This is a genomic window from Schaedlerella arabinosiphila (genome assembly GCF_003885045.1).
Taxonomy (GTDB): Bacteria; Bacillota; Clostridia; order Lachnospirales; family Lachnospiraceae; genus Schaedlerella; species Schaedlerella arabinosiphila.
Map to the genome: position 1 here is coordinate 130241 of NZ_RHJS01000001.1, position 26384 is coordinate 156624.

The window sequence follows — 26384 nt, forward strand, 5'->3', positions numbered from 1 at the left end:
GATATTTTACAGAGACTTCAAACAATAAACAAGGAATTTTTTCTTTATCGGCATAACTGAAAAATCGGCATAATGGCTGAAATTCCGATATCGGAATTTTAACCAGTCGGGCAGCACATGGCACTCACGGTGTCCGGCCCAGTTCCCAGACAGGGCGTGGTCCCTGTTTTTCTCCGGAAGGGTGATTCCCATGGCAAGGTCGGCGATTACGCCTTCCAACAGACGAATGTCCAGTCCACGCCTCATTGCCAGCTTGTAATCTTTCTTGAATTGTGTGGTGGGCTTGACGGTATATTTTGCGTTCTTCATGCTTTCAGGTCTGCGAACAGTTCATCCAGATCAGTATACCCTTTTACTGCTGGATCCTTCGCAATCCTTTCTGCTTCCAGCATGGCGGCAACCGTTTCGCTGTTGGGCTGGTTGAGGGAAACTTCAAAGGGAATCCGGCCCTCACGGAGAGATTGACGGACAAAAATATTGAACGCCGTTGTCAGGTTCATGCCGAGTTCCCCGAACAGCCTGTCAGCCTGCGCTTTCAGGTCTGAATCCATGCGGATGCTGATGTTTGTAGTAGAGCTAGCCATAAAACCATCTCCTTTCCTGCTAGTATTTATAGTATATGCTATCTGCACGAAAAACACAATATTCTGCACGAAGAATTAACAGTAAATTCATTTCCGGGGAGGTATACTCTAAAATCGACTTTCCTTTTTGCATTTTGGCTTTTGTAAGTGTACTTAACTGTTCAAGTTCACTATAAAAAGATTTTCATAAAAGAAATATTGAAAACCGTTTCTCTCCACCATGCCCCCCTTGTCATTGGCTATATTCTTCCCCGCCCCACTACTGGGCGGATTAGGGACTCTCACTCATTAGAACGTGCGCTCGCCGGACGCACGAAAAACCGGGCAGAGATACCTCATAAAATGTATCTCCGCCCGGAGCCTTACCGTCCTTTGTCCCTAAGCCAGACCCCATATCCTCCCTGTCCGATCCAGCCTTCCCGGCATCCGTTTTCCAGCAGAACTATCCGTTCTCCCATTTCCGGTATTGCACATGCTTCTCCCGGGTTCATGACCGCAGTAATCTCACATCCCGCATTCTCCCTGGCAAATGCAAAGACACCGGAATGGATCATCCCCCAGACCGGGTGATAGCCGGTTGACCCATCGATATATTCTTTCCGGATTCTGATCAGTTCCCGGACAAAATCACAGACATCCTCCTTTTCCTCCCAGGCCATCCCCTTCCGGTACTCGTTTTCCATTATTCCCTGGATCTTCCGCTCATCCCCATAGAAAAGGCTGGGCACGCCCGGCATCAGCATGAGCAGGATGCAGGCCATCTTCCACTTCCCCAGGTCCCCCCGGCAAAGAGAAAGGAACCGCGGGACATCATGGCTGTCGATCAGATTCAGCTGCCCGTTTACGATATTCGTCGGATATCTGAGACGCATCTGTTCAAACTGGCAGGCCGCAGATCTCCCATCTGGTGATCCGGCTGCAAGATAGTCCCTGCAGATCCTGCGAAATTCATAGTTCATAGTAGAATCAAAGGCATCCCCCCGCAGCCAGGTCTCCGCATTTTCCCATACTTCCCCGATCAGCACCGCATCCGGATCGGCGCTTTTTACGGCCGAACGGAAGCTCCGCCAAAAATTCCGGTGGATCTCATTTGCCACATCCAGACGCCAGCCGTCCACATGGTATTTTTGAATCCAGTACGCCCCTACATCCGCAAAATACATCTGCACTTCCCGTTCCGCCGTATTCAGCTTGGGCATTCTCCTTTCATATGCAAAGCAAGTATAATTGGGAACCTCGTCCGCATTTTCCGGCTTTCTGACAGGAAACTCCAGACCGTAAAACCATTTGCAGTAACGGGACGCCCTGCCTTTGGCCGCCACGTCCTCAAACGCAAAAAATTCCCAGCTGCAGTGGTTAAAAACCCCGTCAATGATGATCTTCATCCCCCGCCTGTGAAGTTCCTCCACAAGCTCCTGAAAATCCGCTTCCGTTCCCAGGCAGGGATCGATATGGTAATAATCCAGCACGTCATATTTATGGTATTCCCCGCCCGAAAAAACCGGATTCAGATAGAGGCAGGTAAATCCCATTCCCTGAATATAGTCCAGGTTTTCCCGGATTCCTCTCAGAGTGCCTCCCAGCCTTGACCGGCATGTTCTCCCATCCTCCAGGCGCTTCTCTTCTGCCCTGTTCTCCAGGCTTCTCCTCCCGCTTGCAAAACTGTCCGGGAAAATGTTGTAAACAACGGCAGTTTTAAACCATTCCGGTACGTCCGGTATCTCCTCTTTCAGGATGATCGGGTATTGGTAATATTCACTTCTCCCATCCACCACCTGATCCCCAAGATAAAAATCCGCCAGCGTTTCCGTAAACCGGTCCCCGTAATAGTAGGTCCATTCCTGCCCCTTCATCAATTTAAAATAATAGCAGATCCGGTTATAGACGGAATGGATCTCCGCCTCATAATATTGGAAACAAGCATACTCTGCACAGACATGCATCGGAATCCTGTAAAACTCGATAGGCGTTTTCCTGCATGCCCGGTCCCCATAATACAGGTCGCATCCGGACAGGTCTTCCTTTTTTGCCCGTATCCGGATCACCAGCGTATGTTCTGATTTTGCAAATGCATACTGGGACAGCGGAATATGCAGAACCGCCGCCCGATCCATCCGTTCTTCTTTGATACTCATCCTTTGACACCCCCTGCCGTCAAACCTGACACCATATATTTCTGAATGCAGAAAAATACGATCAGGATCGGGATCGATACCAGGATCGCCGCCGCGGAAAATAACGGCCAGCTCCTGCTGTAATCACTGGTCTGGAGCTGGTATAATCCGGCCGCCAGCGTGTAACTCCCTTCATTCATCATAAAGGTGGTGGAAAACAGGTACTCATTCCACACGAAGATCAGCACCATGACCGATGTCACGATGATTGCCGGCCTCGCCAATGGAAGCACCACCTTCATCAGGATCTGTCCGCTTCCCGCGCCGTCGATCCTGGCCGCCTCCTCGATCTCCACCGGGATCGTGTCGAAATACCCCTTCATATTCCAGATGCTGAATATGCACATGCTCCCTGCATAAACGATGATCAGGCCGAGATAGGAATTGAGCAGATGGAAGGTCTTAAACAGGCGGAAGATCGCGAACATGGATAAGATCTGGGGAAATGCATTCAAAATAAGAAGCGCCTGGAGCACCCCGTTCCTTCCTTTAAAACGGTATCTTGAAAATGCATAAGCCGCCGTGACCGCCGTCCCCATTGCCGCGATCATTGTCCCCACGCTCAGGACCGCGGAGTTCTTAAGCCAGAGCAGGAATGGTTCCTCCACCAGGATTGCGGAATAATTCTTCCAGGTGGGATCTTTGGGCCAGAACGACAGATCGGAACTTAACCCGGAACCCCCATTGCAAAATGACAGGGAAACCGCATACAGGATCGGGATCAGCGCGAGCAGGCAGATGATGATAAAGATCAGATTTAAAACTGTAAGCCCCGCCATACGTTTTATTTTTTTCGTACTCATGCCTCCTCCTTTACTCCCCGGTTCGTAAACAATGAAAATACAATGATAAAACCAAAAATCACAATGGACACTGCCGAGGACAGCCCATAATTATTTGATACAAACGCATTCTGGTGCGCATAGGTAATGATCGTCTGCAGCGTTGCCCCGGACAGGGAGCCTTTCTGCATGGTGAGCAGATACACGATATCGAATTGCTTGAATGTCGTAAATGTGGTCATGATGACGGAAGGCAGAAGGATCGGCCGGATCGCGGGAACCGTGATATACCGGCACTGCTTCCAGAACCCGGCTCCGTCCAGTCTGGCGCTTTCGTAGTAGCTCCTGTCCACGCTCTGCAGCGCGCCGTCCATCATCATGATCATAAACGGCAGCGCCATCCACAGGTTCAGCACCATGCAGGAAAGAAACGCCGGGACATTTTCTGACAGGAAATTCATTTTCCCCAGGCCCAGACTTAAAAGGATCTTGTTCAGGAATCCGAACTCTGTGTTAAACATCCCCACACGCCATAAAAGTATAGAAACATATGCCGGCATTGCCCATGGAAACATGAGGAGTGTCTTATAAACCCTTGCCTGCTTCATTTCCCGGACATTCAGGCCAAGAGCAATGAAAAAAGCCAGGACCACCTGTATCACCATGTTAAAAATCGTCCACAGAACTGTTGTGAGCAGCGCTTTCAGGAATCCCGAATCCACCTTCAGCAAAGCCCGCTGAAAATTATCCAGCCCGATCAGTTCGTAATTGTCCCAGTGATAAAGGTTCATGTTCGTCAATGAGATATACCCTGTGTATAAAATGGGAAAGACGACGATCAACCCAACCAGCGTAAGCGCAGGCAGACTGTAGATCCATGGACGTAATTTCTGTCTGTTCTTCATACCGTTTCCCCTTTCAAAAAAAGTGCACGCAGCGCGGTAGAAGTTTGGTAAGTAGGTAAGTCCCTTACGGGGCTTACCCCTCTCAGAACCGGACGTGCAGCTTTCCCGCATCCGGCTCCCTGCAAAGCTAATACATCTACAACTATCCGTATATACTTACATAGATACGTGGTCGGACGAGTGGGAATTGTCGCATCAATTCCTTATATCCTTCCTTTGTATAGCTTCTTCTCTGGCTTCTTCTATTCAGCCAGTAGAATAACCGGAACCATACTACATTATAGAATGAGTTCAGGCTTCTTGAATTGTCAGTAATTCCGTAGTAATGATAGTAACCAGTTAAGATTTCATTCAGCTTCTTTACTATCTGGTTTATGCGTAGAAATCTCATATCTCTTATCGTAGCATTTATTTCCTTGCTTTTCTTTGCTAGCTTTTTCTTACTGGTCTTCCTCTTCACTCTGAACTTTCCCGTTCTTCCATGCGAACAGTAATGCGTGAATCCGAGGAATGTAAAGGTCTCCGGTTTCCCGTCTCCACGTTCTTTCCGGTTCCTTTCTGCAAATCGGCCGAATTCTATCAGCCTCGTCTTTTTCTCCTCCATTTCCAGTCCAAAGTGCATCATTCTGCGCTTTAAATATTCATAGAACATCTCTGCGTCTGTTTTGTATTGAAAGCAGACTACAAAATCATCCGCATATACCACCAGCCCTGCGTACCCTTTCATGATCGGCTGCATTTTCTCCTTGAACCACCACACCAGTACATAGTGCATATATATGTTTGCGATTACTGGTGAGCAGACCGAACCCTGTCCGGCTCCTTCCTCTGTCTCTTCATATCTGTAATCTTCCATGATTCCGGCTTTTAACATCCGGCGTACCAGCCTGATGATATTTGGGTCTTTTATTCTTGATTCTATGAACTTTATTATCCATTCATGGTCCAAGTGGTCGAAAAATCCTTTTACATCCGCATCCAATACCCAGTTTGTCTTTTCTTTTTCCAGCATTCCGTTCAGCTTTCTTAATGCCTTATGACAGCTTCTCCCTGGTCGGAATCCCATCATTTCATCATAGAAATGCGGCTCGAACACTGCTTCCAGTACTCGTCTCAATGCTTCCTGCACCAGTTTGTCTTCATAGCAATAGATACTGAGCGGCCGTGTCTTTCCGTTTTCTTTCGGTATCTCCACTCTTTTTGCTGGCTTGGGCTTGTACGCTTTCTTCTTAAGCTTTTCCTCTAATTCTTCCAGATTTTCCTCCAGCCTTGCCCCGTATTCCTCTTTGGTTATCCCATCGGTTCCTACTGCTTTCTTTCCGTCCATTTCCTTGTGGCACTCTTTTAATAATTCCTTATTTATCAAATGCCCTATGGACGTAAATACCATGTCTGGATGTTCGCCTGATAGTTGTGATATTCTCGCCAATTTCGTTTCCATAGCTCCTCCTGTCTCTGCGTACAGTCTATGTTTCCTCTTTGATATGACTTTGCATGGCTAGCCTGCGAGGACAGGCATTTCTCGACTTCCACTGTATGTTTTACCGTGTACTATTCGGCCATCCGACTTCTGCTGACCATTTGCGGTTCTCCCTTCGACAGTTGTTCCGCATACCAGATGTACGCAACTCATCTGGAACCAGACAGACCTCCTCCAGTTGACTTGAAATCCTTGATTGCATGACCAACCTCAAAACTCCGGGGAAGCAACTGTATTCTCGCTCTTAGTGACTACAGTTATGTTGCTTTCAGTGTATAGGAGCACCTCTGCCTTCCCACTTTCATTTTCATATCGAAGCTATGTGCAGTTATGCCCTGCAATCTCGCTGTCTACGCTTAGCAGACAACATCTCTGCTGTCTACCCAAGACTCGCTTGGTGCGGTATAGCTTGTACCTTACACCGTAGGACTTTCACCCACCGAATTCCAAGCCCTTAGCTGGGCGCACCCTATAGAGTAAAAAACAGTACAGCCTGTATTCGTACAGCATTGCAAAATAGCAGGCGCCGTATTCACCATTGATTATGCAATGCTGTACCGGATGCAGGCCGTAATGTCCTCTGCATCTATGAGTGCTTTCTATTGTTACTGCATATCTGCGATCGCAGTTTCCGCTTCTGCCTGATATTTCTCAGCCGCCGCGTCCAGATCCTCTCCGGATTTGTTTACCGCTGCCAGAAGGGATTCTGCCGGCCCCCACATCACACTCATCTCCGGAATATTCGGCATAGGTTTGGCCGTCTCCGCAGTCCGCTTCATTGCCGCGATCATTTCGTCGCTGCTTACAGAATCCTCATCGTATGCCTTCTGGTTTGCCGGCGCGCAGCTTGCTTTTTCTGCAAGCGCAATGCCGACTTCCGGGGCTGCCAATGCGGCAAGCACCTTTGCAGCCGCATCCTTTTTCTCCTCAGCCGCATGCTTCATGACTCCGATCCCCTGAATCCCTGAATAGGGTGCAAGGCTCTCCCCGCCCGGCAAAGCAAAGTCTGACAGAGACTGGATTCCCAGGTCGATCCCGGCATCTTTGATCCCAGGTACCAGCCAGGGGCCGCCGATGATCGCCGCCGCTTTCCCTTCATTAAACAGTGTTGTTACCGTATTATAATCGCCGTCAGCCTGCAGTGCGGCGAATTTTTTATTGTACTCAATGGCTTCTTTTGTTTTTTCATCCGCCAGCCCCGGGGCAGCATCCTCATCAATGATATATCCTCCGAACCCATGGATGAACGGGGATACATTATAGGCTGTGGAATGCTGGTTTACCAATGCATATGTGCCTGCCGCCGTATCCGTATGCGCTTCCATATATGTATACAGGTCTTCTGTTGTGGACGGAACCTCCCCTTCCCACAGATCCTTATTATACATAAAGAGCAGTGTTTCAAAATAGACCGGAAGAAGATACTGCTCCCCTTTGTATAATCCGGCCTCCTGTGTCATGGGAAGCATGTCGGCATAGACCTCTTCCCCGACAATGTCCGACAGAGGCGAGAGCACTCCCATCTCTACAAAGGTACCCAGGGAATCATGTGCATACATATACATATCCGGGCCGCTCTCCCCATCGCTGCCATAGAGCTTGATCTGGTCTGTCAGGCCGCTTTTCTTCTCAAACTTCACTGTAATGCCATCCCCGCCGAGCTTCTCATTCACCTGGCTTTCAATGACATCCATGATTGCCTCGTCGCCGTCGTGCCAGATGCTGATCTCCTCTGCCTCTGCAGCCTGCTCCTCACTGCCTTCGTTTTCAGCAGCATCTTCCTTGGGCTCCGCCCCGTTCCCGCCTGAACTGCATCCGGTAAATAACGATGCGGCCATCGCCGCGCAAAGCAACATTGCGATCCTCTTTTTCATCGTTTTCTTCCTCCTTTTTGATAAAACACTTTCCTGCTGTATTTGTTTTCATCGGATATATATCAGATATTTAAGTAGTTTTTACCATATATTTTGATTGTTCACAATAAAAAACAGGGATTTTTACCAAGAATAGAAAGAAAACGTCTACCTTGTAATCTTTTACTGACGCAATTCATACTCAAAAGAAGCCTGATTCGTTTTAAATGCAAAGAGAGTATAATCTCCTTTCCGGAATTTGAAACATGCCTGGCACGCCGCATTTTCATGAATTGTTCTTGCCATGTCTCCATGAACCGGAGCTTTTAGAGGGCTCCTGACTTTTTCAAGCAGCCTGGCTTCTAATTCCAAATCTCCCTGTATGATCCGAAGTCTCCCCTCCTGAGCCAACATCGTTTTCGCCCCTAAATAAGTCGCCAGCCGGTATTCTTTTCCCTTCCATAATACAGCACTGATGATACCTCTAAAATGAAACCCCGCAATTGGGACATCTGCCACGGACAGCATCAGCGAGCCGCCCGGAAAGCCGCATTGTGTCCAGGCATATTCTTTGGGAAATGAATGTCCCTCATCCCCCTCCCAATACCCATATGCATTCTGAAACGAATATTCCTGTCCGTTCACGTTCATGCTTCCGCAGACCAAATGTTTCATACTTTGTACACTATGCCGGCATTCCAGGAAAGGGAATAAGGAAAACGGTCCCATGATATCATATTTCAGAGGACAAAGTGCGCCGAATCTCAAGTCTCCGCATATATCCAGCTCCGGCGTATGTAATGCCAGATGAATCCCTCTCTCCCCAAATTGATTCTTTCCTATCCAGATATCCTTTCCTGTCCGATGGAATGCTGCAGCAGGGTAAGCAACGCTCCACGCATGATTTTTAGTAATAACCTGAATGGAACAAGACTTCTTTTGTCCCGACCTGTGAACTGCAGGAATGATCGATAATGTCTGAGTTTCAGACTGGCATTTAAAATACCATCCATAAAAATAATTGTCCATATATTCTGTCCCCCTGATGAAAATAAATTTCAGCCATATAATTAAACTTTATTTTCCCTCAAAGAGCTTACATTTATGCGCGGTACATGTGTTTTGGCTGCTCCCCCCGCTCTAATTGAGAAACACTACAGTCTACGCTACCGTCATAAGTGCACGCATAAGGAATAGAATTTGAAAAAATTAGGAAAAAAAATTATCTGTGAAGTTTGTATTGTACATTTTTGCCGAATATGGTAGAATATGGCTGTGGCGATAGAATTTCTTGAGTATTGGTAGATACTTTAGAAGAGTTTTGTTGCCTTTTTTACTTGAAAAATATAGGATAATTGTTAGTTATCCGTTAAATTTACATTGAAGAATATGTTGGATAATTGATTATTATCCTTGGTTTGAAGATGATTTATTGTATCTATTAGAATTGAACGGAAGAGAACACATATAATCGGTCATTTATTGATCAGGATTTTTTACCAACAATAAGTTTTATAGATATTTATAGTTTATTTTATTTAACTTAAAAATAAGGAGAAAACCAAAATATGAACGAGAATTATTCTAATTATATAAAAACACTTAAAACATCGTTAAAACATCAATATAAAAGCTCCCAAAAGCAATTAATTTTAAATCCTGTAGAAAATATCCCCGATTTAAATTATGTCGAACTTGGATATAATTTTTTATATGGAATATATAATAGCGACAAATTACGCTCAGAAAATGAGATGATAGATACAAAAATTCAATTTGCAAGTAGAAATTATGTTGCTAAGGATATTAATAAAATTTATAAGATGTGGTGTAAAATTATGAAAGCTGAAGCAATCTCTATGCGTTTTTTTTCTGGTCTTCATGCACATACTACAATCTTTATGGCTATTACCCGTATTAATGATAATGTAATTATATTACCTGAAAAAGCAGGTGGACATATGGCAACAAAATCCATTTTTGAACGTTTAGGATTAAATGTATATGAGTTCGAAATAGACTTCGAAAATAAACGTATTAATATAGAAAAAAGTAAACGCTTAATTGAAAAAGTAAAACCTAAAGTAATATTTGTTGATCGAAGTGAAGGAACATTGTATGAAGATTTTTCATGGCTGTCAGAGTATAAAAATATTTATAAAATTTTTGATGCTTCTCAATATCTGACAAATATATTAGTCGGGGACTATATATCACCTTTTGATATGGGGTTTGATGCCATTTTATCTACTACGCATAAAAATTTTCCTGGACCTCAACGAGCCTTATATTGTTCTAAACAAAAAGATGAAATGTGGTATAAAATACAATCCAAAATAGGAACATACGTTTCTAATATGCACCCATACTCTATATACTCGCTTGGTCTGATGTTGGAAGATTACAAAAAATATGAGGCTTTATCAAAGAACATGATAGAAAATGCAGCGGAACTTGAAAAAGAATTAATAAATTGTGGCATAAATATTATAACCCAGTTCCCACAACACATATCAGAAATGCGTACACATCATATTTGGATTCAATGCGAAAGTAAAAGAGAAGCTTTTGATTTATATAATCGTTGGGAAAGAAATGGATTTCTAACCAACTATAGATTATTACCATATAATATAGGCTATGGTATCCGAATGGGATTGTCAGCAGCAACTGTATGTGGTTTAACCAAAGATGATATTCCTTTACTTGCTCAGCTATTAGCAAAATCATGTATTAGCAGTGAATACAATCCCACATTACACGATGAAATAGAATCATTTATTATACATATAAAGGAGCGTACTAATGCTTAATAATATTGTTTCATATCTTGTAGCACCACATAAATTTAATAATGAAGCTTGTATGCTTCCCGATATAGTTCCGTCAGATTATGTACGTGTAAAGTATGAGTATTGTGGTATATGCGGTGGTGATTACTCTCGCTTTTTAGGATATAGAAATGACTATCCGATTTCTTTAGGGCATGAATTTGTTGCAAAAGTTTTAGATATAAATTGTAATAAAGGATTAAGTTACAATATAGGTGACTATGTTGTTTCTGATTTTAATTATCGCTGTGGAGAATGTTCATTTTGCATGCAAAATAAGACGCATTTATGCCTAAAAAATGACGCTGCATTATTTACTAATCGTGCGTTTTCGCATTATGCAGACATACATTACAGCTATTTAGTAAAAACGAATATTCCTTACAATTATCTTTATCGTGCAACTGTTGTAGAGCCTCTTTCATGTATAATTCATGCAATGAATCATTATAATCTGTCTGAAATTAATTTTATCTTAATCTATGGTACTGGAAATATCGGCATGCTATGTGCTTTTTACTTAAGCTGCTGTCTGGGAAAAAATGTACAATTGTTTGACACTAATATAGTTAAACAAAAATATATTACCAACTTATTTTCATGTACACCTGTAGATTATAAAACATCTTATGATTTAGTAATTGAAGCTACCAACAGCTCTTTTGGGCTATCACAATGTATTGAACATTATGCCTCTGTTAAAAACATTTGCTCGTTTAGTCATTTATATGGACAAGCTACAGAGAATCTTTATGATAAACTTGTCAAAAAAGAGTGTAGTATTTATTTCCCTTTACGTAATGGTTCTCGCAAAAATCTATATTTTGCCACAGAATTAATTGAACAAAATTGGAAAAACTCATTTGATAAACTTATTCAAATTTATGAAACTGATGATCTTAATTTTCCTTTTGAGGAAAAACTAAAATGTAATAAACCTAAGCAAGTAATTAAACTTGTAATCGAATAATAAATTTTTCGATTTTTTGTACAGTTTCCTCAAATGAAAACCACTCAAATTTATATTTATATTCTTCGATTTTAGCAATATCTTTTCTGGCAACATAAATTGGTAACAGTAGATATTCATATATATTGTCCAACTCTCTTATATAGTTAATTATACTTTTAACTGTACTCATAGAGATATTTTGGGTTTGACTATATTCTAGGAAAGCTTGTGTTATCATTACAAAAATATGACCTGCACGATACTTGGTTTTTTTAAATTCATCTGTTGATTTTTTAATATACTTTTTTGCCAAAATATAATCTGCTTCAAGAATATAAGCGATTGCCATTGCATAATATATTTTTCCTAAGTTATTGTGATTATTATATTTCTGATTTTCCTTTTTTGCATCTTCATATATATCAAAAACTAGATGTGGGGAAGAATAGCAATATGTTTCACAATAAACAGTGTAGTAATATGAATTTTTTTCAAATGTGTCATATTTTGAATAATGTTCTATTGCATCTTCCATAAGAAAGTTAAAACGATAGATATGACCTATAGCCTTTTGTATTTCAAATAAAATGGAATTATCAACCATATCATTTTCCAAATCAAGCAACCCGGAAACAGCAGATCTGAATTTTCCACGAAGCATTTTCATGTCACAATCAAATATAATTCCCTTCGCATAATAGCGTTGATTTCGTTCATTCCTATCTAAGTTTCTTGCAAATTCTTGCATTTTGATTTCTGCTTTATCATATTGTCCTAATATCGATAGTAGATAATTCATATCACATTGTAACATTTTTTTGTGTTTTCCAAAAGCACATTCATTCATAGGAATACTTTCTAAAATTTTGAGACCTTTAGATATATTACTCAATCTTACAGATTTTCCAGCTATATATTTATATATAGCGTTCAAAGAACTTTTTTCTATATTTTGTATCTCGGAAATATATTTGGTAAAGTCACGTTCGTAGCTCCTATCATATAGATAAAAATACATATCTAATAATTGTTCTGAAATTTTTTCTGTAATAGACATTTGCTGATCAATGACTAAAGTGTATATATTAATTATAAAATTATATTTTATGTCATCATACATAGAAAAATCATTTAAAATCCTGGCCCATGTAAATTGGATATAGTTTTTTATAATTTTATGGCATAATTCTTTTTTCATTAAAAGAGTAATATTATGCGCCAAAATAGAATGTATTTTATATAATCCATTAAATTTTTCTATATATCGTACGATAGTACTCTGTTCAAAATTTTCAAAACCATACTGTTGACAAGAAAGTTTGTTAAAATCCAAAACATTATCGTATACTTCTTCATTAAATAGTTTAATCACTGCAAGATACTCAATTATGTTTTGTTCCTCTTTGCTTAAATGACTTAAAAACCATTTAACTAAATCCTTTTTATCTTTAAACCCAACAAAAGTATCTCTATTAATCTCCTCTTTTTTATAAGATTTGAGAATGATATCTAAAAATAACGGAATGCAATCAGTTTTTTCTTTTATTATACATATTTGGGTATTTGAATAGCCTTGTTCTGAAAGATAATTTTCTACCACCTGCGCTGGAATAGATTCTAAAGGTATGTTTTTGTAGAGTGCTTGGTCAACATCACTATCGTTAAACCATCTTAAAGATTCTCTAGAAGTTATAATAAATAATCCTTTCTGAAAAGCATTCACAAAATCACATAACCAATCATATTCCGTACTTATTTCACAAATATTATATGCATCAAAAATAAAAAGATATTTATTATCGTATAATTCTCTTTCAATATCTTTTGCTAAACTTTGTACCATATACTGATATAAATCTTCTGATTTTCCTAGGAGTAAATCTGTAACATACTCTCTTTCCTGTTCGCTGACTTCACGTTCTTCATATAGTTTAATTAGAAAATCAGCACCAGATTTAAGATGTGCTATTCCATTAAAAATTATATTATCAATTGTCTCTACAACATCTATTCCTGATTTCTTGACTATATTATATAGACTCTTTCGATCTATTCGGTCGTAATTAATAAATTCCCAATATCTAAAAAGTACATAATCAAAATGAGGAGTATAAGAAAATAATTTTCTGATATATAATAAAATGGATGGAATTGTTTCGTGGTTAAGAATTTCTAGAGGAATCATATATACTTCTAATATCCCATTTTTATATAAATCATATATTCGATGTACCAACCTACTTTTACCAATACCACCCATTCCAAAAAATGCATATAGCATATAAAAAATATCAGTATTCGTATATGCTATAATATCCTCTTCTAACATATTAAAAATGTCATTTCTATCAAGAAATATCCTATCGTCATTTTTATAGTTTTCCGTTTTACGAAATCCCATTATACTGTACCTCTTCTATTCCAATAAACTTCCCTGGTGCAAGCACTCAAATGCCTAACGGCATTTGCCTTCTGCTTCGCAGGAGCGGGGTATTCGCCCCAACCTCGCTTCGCTCGGTATTAGTTTGTGGCGATGAAAGCATCGGGGAATATACCCTTCTATGATTCAATTCTAATAGATACAATAAATCATCTTCAAACCAAGGATAATAATCAATTATCCAACATATTCTTCAATGTAAATTTAACGGATAACTAACAATTATCCACATTTTAGCGCCATCACCAAACATACGTTTTGCATTTTCAAATATCTCTAATAAACCAGTTCCACATATCCTCTATAAATGTGGTACACTAAAGAGACATTTTCTTAACACAGGAGGGCGCAACTATGGGTATACAGGAGAAAGTAACAAGCTATTTGGAATATTGCGAATTTCGCAAGGAATTGGACAAAAAGACCTTGAAGGCATACCGAATAGATCTAAGACAGTATTTTGATTTTTTTGATTCGCAGGATCCACAGAAAGAGCATATTGAAAATTATATTACAAATTTGCATAAGAGCTTCAAACAAAAGACAGTAAAACGAAAAATCGCTACCATCCGGGCTTTTTATGCTTACCTGGAATGCGAAGATCTGATTGAAGAAAACCCATTCCGAAAAATCAAAGTAAAATTTAAGGAGACTATCATGCTTCCCAGGATTATTCCACGGGAAGAGATTGAAAAATTATTAAACTTCATGTATGCATATCCTGAAACAAGCAGAAAAATCAGTACAGATAATAAATACTGGCTTCGGGATATGGCAATTGTAGAGGTTCTGTTTGCTACTGGTGTCAGGGTGTATGAGCTTTCTAATATAAAAGCTGATTGTATTAATATCAATTCCGGATTAATCCGAATTATGGGAAAAGGAAATAAAGAAAGATATATCCAAATCGGTGAGGTCTCCGTATTACGGCTCTTAAAGAAATATTATGACGCGAATGAAGAAGCAATCAAAAAAAGCGGTTTCTTTTTTATTAACCAGAGAGGAAATCGTTTTTCCGAGCAATCTATCCGGAATATGTTAAAAAAATATGCGAAGTTAGCTGGAATTGAAAGAAATATCACACCCCACATGTGGCGACATTCCTTTGCAACATACTTAATCGAGGAAGGTGTAGATGTCAGCTGTGTCCAGCAAATCTTAGGGCATAGTTCCATTAAAACCACGCAGGTCTACATACATGTTGCAGCAAAAAAACAAGCAGAAATATTAAAAGCTATGCATCCAAGAAATCAAATGAACATTACCGGAGCAGCATAAAGATATCACTATTCTTTCATTCTCTATGAGCGTGCTACATAATCTGTATAAATTGTGCAGACTTCAATTCCAATTATAATTGTCACGCAATGAATGAGAATATTTAGATAATTTGCTTACACAGATTATCTGACATCCTATTCATCATAAAAAAATTATGTATTTAGTATGTTTCAGACAAAATGCTATATACCAAATCATAGCAGTACAAACGTATGTTTCTTTGTTTGATGCATGCTTTTTTATGATGCAGAAATACAAAATCCTCATTTTTTTCAATTGGATTCTTATTTTCAAAAACATGTGTCCCATCAAAAAAACAATAAATGTATATAAATTATTTTTCCTGCTACCATATTTCGCAGCTTCACTACACATTTTGTATGGATATATTTCAAATGGAAGGAGCAAATTTAGTTTGCCGAAAATCTGTAACTAGTAACTATACGTATATCTATGATACAACCAATATTCCAGTACATGAAGACTATGCAAAACAGCAAAGTGAAAGAGAGATTATTTTTGAAGGGCCAAATCAAAGCATATCCTATGCTTACGCAGCTTCCATCTAAAGTTGTTAGGCGTCCCGCCCAATATCAGTATGAAAAACCAGCCTTTAGCAAGAAAACTTGCACAGACTGATTTTTCATACTGCTCCCGTTCTAAATAGTTACAATTTATTTTCAAACTGAAAAACCGGATCATCCTTTTCATCCCATATCACTTCTATGATCATGGTATGCCGATTCGGATCATACAGAGGATCTCCCTGTATTTCATCATAGCACCTTGCATGAAACACGCACAGATCCTTTTTCCCATCTTCCGATTTAACAAATGAATTATGCCCCGGTCCGAAAATCCCCTTTTCCTCATCTGTCCGCAGAATTGGAATCCTGCTTTTGCTCCAGTTATTCGGGTCCAGCAGATCCTCATCCTCTGAAATTGTCAGCATTCCCATACAATATGCGCTTCCCGTTTCGCTTGCGGAGTATGTGAGAAAGATCTTCCCCTCATGCTTCAAAACCGCAGGACCTTCATTTACCCAGAATCCAACCCGCTCCCACTCATAATCAGGAGTGGTTAGAAGCTTCTGGACTGTTGACAGCCGGTTCGGTGCCTGAAGTTTCGCTATATATAAATTGGAAATCTTCTTCCCTACTCCTGTCTTCTCAGCCCATATGTAGTAGTAATCCCCTTTATGCTCCATGACCGTCGCATCTAATGAAAAATCACGGAAAGAAAAATCATCCTCTTCCGCTGCTTTCATCTGCCCCATTTCTTCCCATTCATCTTCGAAAGGATCGCTGCCCTTACATCTTAAAATATACGGGCGGATTGCCCATATGTCATCTATATCTCCTGCTGCATAATAAATAAACCATTCCCCCCATAAATAATGGATTTCCGGCGCCCAAATATGGATGCTCTGTTTTCCCGTATCATGTTTTCTCCATAATACTTTTTCCTCTGCACATGCTAAATCTTTGATATTAGAGGCTTTTCTAAGAATGATCCTGTCATATTCCGGCACAGAAGCCGTAAAATAATACGTATGGTCTGTGTGTCGATACCCCGGAGGCATCCCATAATGCATGTCCCTGCGGGGTGGGCGGACTTCGTCCGATAGGGTACACTCAAAGGGCATCCTATAACTCATGTCCCTGCGGGGCGGGTGGACTTCGTCCGATAGGGTATAGATATATGGGTCCGCCCGGTTACAGATAAACGGTTCATTAAATGGAGTTTTTTTATAATTTTCTTTATTCATCATCTGTTCTCACCTTTACTCGAAGCATATTCCATGAATATGGATGTATCCTGCATTCCACTGAGTTTACATTTTCTGTCTTAAATTGTACAGTGGACGGAACAACATTTTCATGGTGGTCCCGATTATTTGCTTTTAAATCATCATGATATAGCATAACCTGCTCTACCGTTTCATCCGTAATCTCGAAGCCCTGCATTTCTATTGTTAATTCAGACTCCTCACTTCTCCTGTTTACAATAAAAAATACAACTTCCTCCTGACCTGGGTTATAGACCGCCACCTGATCCAGATAGGAAATCACATTGCTTTTTTTCGATTGATATTGGGGACATTTTAACACAGATTCCAGCAAAATGCCTCTAGCATATTTCGACATAAAGGAAAACGGGTAAAAAATTGGCTGAGCCCATACTTCACCGCCGGTTTTCGTCATGATCGCCGCACTGATATTTGTGAGCAAGGACTGACAGGCTATTTTTACCCGCTCACAATTCTTCACCATGGCCATAAGCATTCCGGCAAATAACAATGCATCCTCCATTGTATAGATCTGTTCACTGAAAGCCGGCGCAACTTCCCAATCCCTGGAAGCCACTGCATCCGCTACGGCATCTCCCGGTATTTCCCATACTCCCCACTCATCAAAGCAAATATGGATTGTCCTGTTTGAGCGCTTTTTGCTTTTCACCATATCGCAAATGCCGATTACCGTTTTTATATACTCCTCCATCTCGACAGACTGTGCAAGAAATTCTTCCGTCCCTTCCTCTTGTCCTCCATAATACTGATGAAGCGAGATATAATCCGCAAATTCATACGTATATTCCAATACGATTCTTTCCCAATCCGTATAGGTATTTACGCTTGTGGACGAGCTTCCGCATACAACCGTCTTGATAGAATCATCTAAAGATTTCATCGCATGTGCCGTCTGTGCAGCCAGTTTTCCATAATCATCCGGTGTTTTATGTCCGATCTGCCAGATTCCGTCCATCTCATTTCCCAGACACCATATCGGGATCTGGTATGGTGCCTCATGGCCATTATATTTTCTCCAGTCACTGTATACGGTCCCGGCCGGCAGGTTGCAATACTCCAGTAAAGAAACCGCATTTTCAACTCCTCTTGTTCCCAGGTTGACTGCAAAGATCGGAATCACATCGGCTTTCTGTGTCCAGGAGATGAATTCATCTGTCCCGACTTCATTGGTCTCGATGGACTTCCATGCAAGCTCTCTTCTTTTAGGTCTTTTCTCCTTCTCTCCGACTCCATCCTTCCAATCATAGCAGGAAACAAAATTTCCTCCCGGATAACGGACACAGGTCACACCCATTTCTCTGACTTTTTCAATCACATCTTTTCTAAATCCTTCCGAATCCGCCTGCTCATGTTCTTTTTCATAGATTCCATTGTATACAACTCTTCCCATATGCTCTACAAATGAACCATATATGAGAGGGCTGATCTCTGCCCTTTGAAAATCTTTATTTACGATTAATTTTGCCTTATACATATTTCTCCTACTCTTTCACTCCTGAAGTCGCGATCCCTTCGATAAAGAATCTCTGTCCGAATAAGAACAGCAGCAGCAACGGTGCGATTGAAATGACTGTTGCAGCCAACGTGGGCCCGTATTTAATGGAATTGCTTCCTACGAGAATAGCGAGCCCCGCCGACAATGTTCTTTTTTCCACAGAGCTTGTCAGCATCATTGGGTATAAAAGATCGTTCCAGTTGTTCATAAAATGATAGATCCCCAGGCTGATCAATGCCGGCTTAGATAACGGCATAACGATTTTCCAATATATCTGAAGATTGTTCAGCCCGTCTATTCTTGCAGCTTCTTCCAGTGACTTTGGAATCCGCGAGAAGAATGATGTCAGCATATAGATCCCATATGCTCCTGACGCACGGGGCAATACCAGTCCCATTAAAGTATCCAGAATCCCCAGCTTATACTCCTCAATATAAAGAGGGATCATGATGATCTGGAACGGCACCATCATAGTCAATAAGATCATGGTAAATAATATTTTTTTTCCTTTAAACTCCATTCTTGCAAACGCATACGCTGCCAATGAATCCAGGAGCAGGCTGATCAATGTAACACTTCCTGCAAAGATCACCGTATTTTTCAGCATACTGAGAATCGGGATCGCATCTGTTACATATGCATACTGTGTGATCACCCATTGTTCCGGTAAAAAAGCAGGCGGATATTTGATCACGTCCGCATCGGATTTAAACGAGGATACAACCAGCCATACTAATGGAATAAATACCAAAAGGGCTACAATGCACAATATCACATACCCGGCCGCGGAATATGACCTCTGTTTTATTTTTTCCTTCATGATGCTTCCCTCCTGTCGGTATACTTTCTCATGACCACAGTTATCACTGCTATAATTATAAAAAGATACACTGAAATTGCAGAAGCATAGCCTAAATCCTGTTGTGTCCTGAATCCCCGGTCGTAAATATAACTTACCAGTGTTTCTGTTTTATTCTGCGGACCGCCGCCGGTTAATACATAAATCTGATCAAATGCCTGGAAGGCCAGAATGAATGTAGTGACCGCGCAAAATCCAATGGTTTGCTTGATAGACGGGATCGTAATATAAAGAAATTTTTTGAGCCCCATTGCCCCATCCAAATCTGCTGCTTCATACAAAGAATATGGGATATCCAATGTAGCGGCGGTAATGATCGTCAAGGTATATCCAAAATTTCTCCATACTGTGACCAATACAATGATCGCCATAGCATATGTAGGATTCGTCATAATATTGGGCATGATGATCCCCACTTTTTTTAACAGGAATGACAGCATACCGGAATTCGGGTTGAGCAGCATAGACCAGAGGATGCTTATCGCCGTCATGGAACACACATACGGGATATAGAAAGACGCCCGCAGGAACTTGCATAATTTTGTGTTTTTTTGCATGAACATAGTTAAGATCAATGCCACTAAAATCTGGATCGGTACTTCAAGTACGGTAAAGGCCATTGTGTTTTTTGTGGCATTCCAAACTCTCTCATCCTGCAGCATTTTCAGATAATTTCCAAATCCCGCAAATGATATATCATTCATGTACAAATTCATGTTCAGCATGCTTATAATAAATGCAGATATTAACGGGATAAACACAAAAACTGTTAATATACACATGGATGGCAAAATAAACAAATATGCTGTTTTTTGATTATGGACAGATCTTTTTTGAGGACAGTTCATCTTTTATTTGTCTCCTTTCAAAAGGAAAGTTCTGAAATGAATCAGAACTTTCCCTGCCAGCCATTATTGAGCAACAATCTCATCCAGGCGCCCTGACGCGTCCTGAACTTCTTTTGCCACATCAGAACCCAAAAGAATATTTTCCATCATCGGCTTCATGACATCGTTATCGATCTGGCTGCCATATTTGTATCCTAAGTGCCAATCCCTTCCGATAGATGATGCCTCGGAAATATCATTTAAAATGTCATTTGACTTAATTTCATCATCTTCCAATAATGAATAAGACCATACCGGGAATCCGTTCTTTACCGACCACTCTTTTAAAATTTCATCTGTAAGCCAGTATGCCATAAATTTATATACCGCATCTTTGGTCGCATCGTCCGTCCCCTTTGGAATCATATAAGAACAGCCGCCCTCTGCGGAATACGCCCCGTCACTTCCTGCCGGCATAGCAGCAATTCCGTAATTCATATCCAAACCATTTAAAATATTAATATTCCACGGGCCTGAAAAATACATTGCGATCTGTCCGGACTGAAACATTGTATCCGCTTCCGCAGCAGCCAGTCCATCCGGTGACACGCCGGCATTTTTTAAATCCTGCAGCCATGTAAGGGTTTCAATATTTTCCTCTGTATTGAGAAGGTTTTCGTTTGTTGCAGTGTTGATCACATCTCCGCCGTTGCCCCATAAGTACTGAACATAGTATCCGAAATCTGTAGGCAGAGCCAGTCCATACTGCCCTTTGTCCGTATTTGTGAGTGCCTTCGCGCATTCTTCCAGTTCATCAAATGTTGTAGGCGGTGCATCCGAATCCAGGTTTGCGTCGCTGAACAAATCCTTATTGTAGTATAAATACTGCAGATTGTATTGCATTGGCACTCCATATAATTTATCACCTACATAAGATTTTGCCACAACACTTTCATAATAGTTCTCTTCATTGGTTCCGGTCACTTTCCAAAAATCGCTGATATCTTCCAAAGAATCGTTGTTCACATACTCCTGTAAATATTCAATACCGACCAGGACGAAGGACGGCGCTGTATTTGTTGAAATTGCAGCCGGTAATTTTGACTGCAGGGTGTCATTATCCATGATGTCAATTTCTACAGTGATCCCATCTGTATTCGTCTCATTATATTTTTTAATGATCTCTTTCAGAATGTCTCCATCAGAACCTGTAAAAACGGTCCATAATGATAAGGTCGTACCCTTTTCATCACCACCGCCTGCTCCGCCATCCTCAGCTCCACTGGATTCATCAGAGACCGTTTCATTCTCCTTTGATCCGTCATTGCCGCAGCCTGCAGCCATACCCAGCACCATTACACAAACGAGTAAAATACTGATTAATCTTTTCCATTTCATAATATAGTCCTCCTGTTTTTGTAATCTGTACAATTTTATGAATCGATCCATATCTTTATCAAGTATTTTAGTGCATAAGTCTGAAATTTTCCTTAAAAATCCAAATTTTTTTCTCGTTTTTTCAACTTTTTATGATCGCACACAATTGTTTTTAGTATTTTTTCACAAAGCATTGATTTTTTTCAACTTTATAGATATCATTATCTATAATTACGAATAAATGAGGTGGTTATTTTGAATATACTTATTATAGAAGATACAAAATCATTAGCCAAAACTTTAGCGGATATCATCCAAAAAGAAAACTATTCCGCTGATATCGCATTAGACGGGTATTCCGGACTGGAATATGCCCGCAGCAGCCATTATGATGCAATTGTCTTAGATATTATGCTGCCCGATATTGATGGATTCAAAGTTCTAAGTACGATCCGGAAGGAAAAAAATAAGACTCCGATTCTGATACTTACTGCAAGAAGCGATTTAAAAGATCGGATCTACGGCCTGGATATCGGAGCGGATTACTATTTAACCAAGCCTTTTGAAAGAGAAGAATTTTTAGCATGCCTTCGTGCCATCATAAGGAGACAGAGCCCAATGATTATCGAAGATCTCCAGTTTGGAGATATCATCCTTTCCACATCCCTGCATGAATTAAAGTGTAATTCTAAGAGTATTAAGCTTAATTCAAAGGAGTATGAGCTTTTAAGGCTTCTGATCATTAATCAAAATCAGGTTCTTTCGAAGGACATCATTCTAAACAAGATATGGGGATTTAATTCTGACGCTACATATAATAATTTGGAGGCCTATATCTCATTCCTCCGGCGCAAATTAGCACTTTTATCATCAAAAGTAACTATATGTATCGTGCGGAAAGTGGGATATTATTTAGAGGTGGGTCATGATTAAAAAATTACGTTTTCAGATCATCCTTACTTTGATGACTGTATTTTTTATTTTGCTTCTTATTATTTTAGTCAGCACACATTCCTCCACAAAAGAGACGCTTGAAGCCAGCTGCCTTAACCAGCTTCAATCCGCGATACATAATACATATTCCAGCAGATCAACATTATTACGTCATGCGTCAACCCCCCTGCTTGTTTTGTCCGTTGACTATCAGGGAAATATAAAAGTGCTGCAGAATGAAATCGAATGTTTTTCCAAGGATGATATTTCCGCTATGGTTTCAGAAATCCTGACTGGTTCGAAAAAGGTTTCTATCATTCGTGGAAATTACAGATATTTCCGCGAAAGTATCGGGATATCAGATATCCGGATTGCATTAGCTGATATCCAGGTAGAACAAAAAATCCTCAAACATCAAATGTGGCAGTTTGTTATCATCGCCTTCATTTCAATATTTATTTTTGGAATTGTCAGTGTCTTTTTATCAGGTAAATTGACGAAGCCTATTTGTAATACTATGGTTTCCCAAAAAGATTTTATTGCAAATGCATCGCATAAATTGAAAACACCTATTACAATTATCTTATCAAATGCAGAAATGGTCAGCAGTTCTTTTGAAGCTTCGGAAAAGGATATTCCACATACCCTGGAAAGAATGAATTTTATTCAAACCGAAGCCCTGCGCATGAGAAACCTGGTGGAACAGTTACTGCAGCTGGCAAGACTGGAGGGTGCCACGTTTTCCATACCGAAAGAGAAAATAGATTTTTCTTTTTTAGTCAACTGTACTTTGCTTACCTATGAGCCTATTATATACGATTTGGGCAGGAAACTGGAACTATCCTGCGAGGATCATATCTATGTCATGGGGAATGCGGAAAATCTGCGGCAGGTATTCGATATATTGATTGATAACGCGATCAAATATTCCATCCCCGGCAGTGTGGTCAAAGTCACTTTACAATCTGTCAGACACAATGCTGTGATTACTGTAGAGAATAGCGGAGACCCTTTTTCAGCGGAGGAAACACAGCAGATATTCGAAAAATTTTACAGGCTTTCTAAAAACCAATCAGGATATGGTTTAGGCTTATCAATCGCACAGTCGATCATTACTGATCATAATGGAATAATTCGAGCCGAGTCTGACGGTATATCCCAAAACAGATTCATTATCCAGCTGCCTAAGAAGATATGAGACAGGTATCAAATTTTTCAAAAGATGTGATCAGCGGGAAACCAATGGCTAAAACATAAACTATCGGTTTCTCCGCTGTTAAAAAGGTGTGAGGCTTATTCCCCCACACCCTCACTTTCTAAAAAAGAATTTTACAGATTGTCTATGCAGAGGCATTGCTCAAAGCAACCTCTCACTCCTCCCAAAAAGAAAATAACTCCTTAAAACATGCACTGCACATATTCTGTCCTCTTGCAAAAAGTCCTCTTTCCTCGCAAGACATGTTCGGGAAAACATTCTGTATCAGATAGGGGGCACCATCCCGATACTCCCGATATTTTTGCGCCTCCTCTTTTTTTACGATAAAACAAAATTCCTGATGACAGATCTGGCAGCTCGCAGTAAGATACTCTTCGCCTTCCCCAAGAGCTTCCTGCCACCTGAGATACTGCTCATATTCTTCATTTGTGCAATCTTTTAACACAACCTCCTTAAACATGAATTCCGGGTACAACACATAACCTGACTGATACTCTTTTCCGGTCCTTTTCCCATACCCTTCTTTCTCCAGCACTTCCACAATATCCTTTCCCATATGGTTCACATCAATATAAGCACAATTCCTTCCCGGTGTATCATCCAGGCAACAGGTAAGATTCCCATATGATTCACCATTCTCAAATAGCGCAATTGCCAATGTCCTATTATATGGATAATACGTCGGCCATACCTCCAACTTTTTTCCTGTCCGTAATTTTAAAAATCTACTCATCCTCATCTTCCTTTCTGTCATTTCTTGGTAGAGATAAATCCTTCCTGAATTACTACCTCATTTTCCGTTAGATCCTCCGCAACTTTTGGTCCAGATATTGCGAGATGTATTAAAATCTGTTCCTCCTTTTCTCCACAAAAAAAACATCTAAAAAGATGTTCGCTGCTTGATTTTACTCTTATCAATTTTGTATTCTATCTTCGTTTTTTCTGCAACAATAAACTCAACTATACCCTCCTTTTTTTAATTTCCCTGCAATTATAATTAGGGCGCACACCCATCTCGGGGAATTACACTACATAAACTGCAAATGCAGAAAACAGTAATAAATAAAATACATATTTTTATTCTACTATAGCTGAATTGTCCTGTCAAAATTTACGAATTTTTTCCACCTGTACGGTTGCAATCCGCAGTCACATTTTTATGCAATTTATTGCAATGAAAATGCGACCGCGGATTGCAACCGTACAGGTGGAATTTTTTTTCAATTCTTTAAAACATTATGAAAGATCTATGATTTTAAATCAATGTCTTTGTAAACTTTTTTGTTTCTTTATCTATCCTATTGTTTACATGTTCTTTTCTTACATCATTTGAAAAAGAACTAAAAAAATATGCTGTTTTTTTGACATTTTGATTTTCTGATAGTAAAATTTATCTATACATCTTATTTATTTATAAAGTCTGCATATGTAGAATTTATTGTAAAATTCCCAGGGATGGGTTTGCAAAAAATCATGGAATACATCCTTTATGGATGTTTTTTATTTTTAAAAAAGGAGGGTTGCTGTACAATAAGTCAAGATGTGAAATCTTTAAAAGGAGGATTGGTATATTCTAAAAGAAAGGTAAGAACTATATTACGGAATATGTAAAGATATTTTTAAAATTGAATGATTAAAGAGAAATTGGTTGAACGTGATTTGAATGGAATACTGCAAAAAAAGTTACTGTCAAACTTGTTTATCAATGCGTGTCATTTGATTTTTATGGGAAAATTTGATTGAAAAATATTATGTGAACAACTCTGTAGATCCAGAGCTTTTTTAAAGGTAAATTTCAAACAGTTTCTATGTTTACTTTACCTGTAGGTTTTCTGAAAAACCGCCTGCTGCATTTTATTCTAAAAATGCGGGCAGGCGGCTTTTTTCTTTTGAACTATTTTTACCGTATTGATTCTTTACCGGTCTGTATAGACCTCACAATGATCACCCTGTTTTCTGTATATCCGGCAGCAATATTTTTTTCACAGGATACGAAAGTCACTCTGTTTTTCAAAGCTTGGAAATAGGGATTGCTCTCCGAACGGAGTACCCGGTCCACTGCTTCTATCCTGTAATAATACTTCATATTTTCCTGTAAAATGTAGAATGTATCCCCGATATTTAATTCCTCCAGACGGTTAAAGCTATGTCCATATGTATCAGAACAATGTCCATATATGATATAATTTCCGCCCAGGTTTTGTGTCAGGTCAGCAGTTACAAAGTAGTACCGTGACAGGTTTACTTCATTATCGCCCAAAGTATTTCCCCGGATAACTGCCTTCTTCAGATTGATCTTGTCGATCACAAGGATACAATCCATTTTTCCCTGAAATGCATATTCCCCTACATCGCTGTACAGGTATTCCGTCGGATTTTCCTCTGTCGGTTTTTCCTCCGGATTTCCATTTTCTTTCTGTTCCAAATACGCTTCTATGATCTGATCTTCGTATTTATTTCTTCTTTCCGCTTCATAGTAAGGCTGGCGGTAGATCTGATATCCGATTGTCAGAATAACCACCGCACCTGCCAGAAAGAAGCATACGGTAAGACTGTTTTTGTTTCTATTTTTCATATCCCCTCCG

22 protein-coding genes are annotated in these 26384 nt (G+C 39.9%); 6 read left to right on the plus strand and 16 right to left on the minus strand.

Annotated elements, in window-relative coordinates; translation table 11 throughout:
- Positions 1-6: 6 nt before the first annotated feature.
- From EBB54_RS00550 to EBB54_RS31725, 8 genes are all read right to left on the minus strand, one after another.
- A complete protein-coding gene (locus EBB54_RS00550) occupies positions 7-309 on the minus strand; it encodes a type II toxin-antitoxin system YafQ family toxin (protein WP_125125925.1) in 303 nt (100 codons plus the stop codon).
- Positions 306-584 (minus strand): type II toxin-antitoxin system RelB/DinJ family antitoxin, encoded by a 279-nt coding sequence (locus EBB54_RS00555; protein ID WP_125125926.1) that lies wholly within the window; start codon positions 582-584, stop codon positions 306-308. The genes EBB54_RS00550 and EBB54_RS00555 overlap by 4 nt, the downstream gene beginning before the upstream one ends.
- A 362-nt stretch (positions 585-946) precedes the next feature.
- Positions 947-2719, minus strand: coding sequence for a glycoside hydrolase family 13 protein (locus EBB54_RS00560; RefSeq protein WP_243127452.1), 1773 nt, complete (start codon positions 2717-2719; stop codon positions 947-949).
- Positions 2716-3561: a sugar ABC transporter permease gene (locus EBB54_RS00565; protein WP_125125927.1), complete on the minus strand. Its 846-nt coding sequence runs from the start codon at positions 3559-3561 to the stop codon at positions 2716-2718. The genes EBB54_RS00560 and EBB54_RS00565 overlap by 4 nt, the downstream gene beginning before the upstream one ends.
- Positions 3558-4445: a carbohydrate ABC transporter permease gene (locus EBB54_RS00570; RefSeq protein WP_125125928.1), complete on the minus strand. Its 888-nt coding sequence runs from the start codon at positions 4443-4445 to the stop codon at positions 3558-3560. Before EBB54_RS00570 ends, EBB54_RS00565 begins: the two co-directional genes overlap by 4 nt.
- 142 nt (positions 4446-4587) lie before the next feature.
- Positions 4588-5886, minus strand: a complete 1299-nt coding sequence (ltrA, locus tag EBB54_RS00575) for a group II intron reverse transcriptase/maturase (protein ID WP_004070134.1) — start codon at positions 5884-5886, stop codon at positions 4588-4590.
- Positions 5887-6530: 644 nt separating this feature from the next.
- Positions 6531-7799, minus strand: a complete 1269-nt coding sequence (locus EBB54_RS00580) for an extracellular solute-binding protein (RefSeq protein WP_125125929.1) — start codon at positions 7797-7799, stop codon at positions 6531-6533.
- 162 nt (positions 7800-7961) lie between these two features.
- Positions 7962-8807: a tocopherol cyclase family protein gene (locus tag EBB54_RS31725; RefSeq protein ID WP_125125930.1), complete on the minus strand. Its 846-nt coding sequence runs from the start codon at positions 8805-8807 to the stop codon at positions 7962-7964.
- Between the two features lie 539 nt (positions 8808-9346).
- On the opposite strand from EBB54_RS31725, the gene EBB54_RS00590 reads away from it, so the two are divergent.
- Together EBB54_RS00590 and EBB54_RS00595 are read left to right on the plus strand one after the other, a co-directional pair.
- Positions 9347-10591: a PLP-dependent aminotransferase family protein gene (locus EBB54_RS00590; RefSeq protein WP_125125931.1), complete on the plus strand. Its 1245-nt coding sequence runs from the start codon at positions 9347-9349 to the stop codon at positions 10589-10591.
- On the plus strand, positions 10584-11579 hold the full coding sequence (locus EBB54_RS00595; RefSeq protein ID WP_125125932.1) for an alcohol dehydrogenase catalytic domain-containing protein: 996 nt from the start codon (positions 10584-10586) through the stop codon (positions 11577-11579). The genes EBB54_RS00590 and EBB54_RS00595 overlap by 8 nt, the downstream gene beginning before the upstream one ends.
- Here EBB54_RS00595 and EBB54_RS00600 read toward each other — a convergent pair.
- Positions 11560-13962 carry an NACHT domain-containing protein gene (locus EBB54_RS00600; RefSeq protein ID WP_125125933.1) on the minus strand — a complete coding sequence of 801 codons (2403 nt, stop codon included), beginning with the start codon at positions 13960-13962 and terminating at the stop codon, positions 11560-11562. The two genes, EBB54_RS00595 and EBB54_RS00600, sit on opposite strands and share 20 nt — an antisense overlap.
- A gap of 393 nt (positions 13963-14355) precedes the next feature.
- Between EBB54_RS00600 and EBB54_RS00605 the strand changes: the two genes are divergently transcribed.
- Together EBB54_RS00605 and EBB54_RS29845 are read left to right on the plus strand one after the other, a co-directional pair.
- Positions 14356-15279: a tyrosine-type recombinase/integrase gene (locus EBB54_RS00605; RefSeq protein WP_125125934.1), complete on the plus strand. Its 924-nt coding sequence runs from the start codon at positions 14356-14358 to the stop codon at positions 15277-15279.
- Positions 15280-15677: 398 nt separating this feature from the next.
- Complete coding sequence (locus tag EBB54_RS29845; RefSeq protein WP_162307042.1) at positions 15678-15851, plus strand: hypothetical protein; 174 nt, start codon at positions 15678-15680, stop codon at positions 15849-15851.
- A gap of 98 nt (positions 15852-15949) precedes the next feature.
- On the opposite strand, the gene EBB54_RS00610 is transcribed toward EBB54_RS29845, so the two are convergent.
- The 5 genes from EBB54_RS00610 to EBB54_RS00630 form a co-directional block, all read right to left on the minus strand.
- Entirely contained in the window at positions 15950-17053 is a 1104-nt protein-coding gene (locus tag EBB54_RS00610) for a family 43 glycosylhydrolase (protein WP_330554307.1), read from the minus strand.
- The gene (gene arfA / locus EBB54_RS00615; RefSeq protein WP_125125935.1) at positions 17043-18566 is read right to left on the minus strand and encodes an arabinosylfuranosidase ArfA; all 1524 of its coding nucleotides are present in this window, start codon (positions 18564-18566) and stop codon (positions 17043-17045) included. The genes EBB54_RS00610 and arfA overlap by 11 nt, the downstream gene beginning before the upstream one ends.
- Before the next feature lie 7 nt (positions 18567-18573).
- Positions 18574-19407 carry a carbohydrate ABC transporter permease gene (locus EBB54_RS00620; RefSeq protein WP_125125936.1) on the minus strand — a complete coding sequence of 278 codons (834 nt, stop codon included), beginning with the start codon at positions 19405-19407 and terminating at the stop codon, positions 18574-18576.
- Entirely contained in the window at positions 19404-20162 is a 759-nt protein-coding gene (locus tag EBB54_RS00625) for a carbohydrate ABC transporter permease (RefSeq protein WP_243127453.1), read from the minus strand. The genes EBB54_RS00620 and EBB54_RS00625 overlap by 4 nt, the downstream gene beginning before the upstream one ends.
- A 195-nt stretch (positions 20163-20357) precedes the next feature.
- Positions 20358-21671, minus strand: coding sequence for an ABC transporter substrate-binding protein (locus EBB54_RS00630; protein WP_125125938.1), 1314 nt, complete (start codon positions 21669-21671; stop codon positions 20358-20360).
- A 234-nt stretch (positions 21672-21905) separates the two neighbouring features.
- Between EBB54_RS00630 and EBB54_RS00635 the strand changes: the two genes are divergently transcribed.
- Both EBB54_RS00635 and EBB54_RS00640 read left to right on the plus strand, forming a co-directional pair.
- The gene (locus tag EBB54_RS00635) at positions 21906-22583 is read left to right on the plus strand and encodes a response regulator transcription factor (RefSeq protein WP_125125939.1); all 678 of its coding nucleotides are present in this window, start codon (positions 21906-21908) and stop codon (positions 22581-22583) included.
- Complete coding sequence (locus tag EBB54_RS00640) at positions 22576-23781, plus strand: sensor histidine kinase (RefSeq protein ID WP_125125940.1); 1206 nt, start codon at positions 22576-22578, stop codon at positions 23779-23781. Before EBB54_RS00635 ends, EBB54_RS00640 begins: the two co-directional genes overlap by 8 nt.
- A gap of 172 nt (positions 23782-23953) precedes the next feature.
- On the opposite strand, the gene EBB54_RS00645 is transcribed toward EBB54_RS00640, so the two are convergent.
- Both EBB54_RS00645 and EBB54_RS00650 read right to left on the minus strand, forming a co-directional pair.
- The gene (locus tag EBB54_RS00645) at positions 23954-24532 is read right to left on the minus strand and encodes a DUF4313 domain-containing protein (protein ID WP_162307043.1); all 579 of its coding nucleotides are present in this window, start codon (positions 24530-24532) and stop codon (positions 23954-23956) included.
- A 1167-nt stretch (positions 24533-25699) separates the two neighbouring features.
- Positions 25700-26374, minus strand: a complete 675-nt coding sequence (locus EBB54_RS00650; protein ID WP_162307044.1) for a sortase — start codon at positions 26372-26374, stop codon at positions 25700-25702.
- Between the last annotated feature and the right edge of the window lie 10 nt (positions 26375-26384).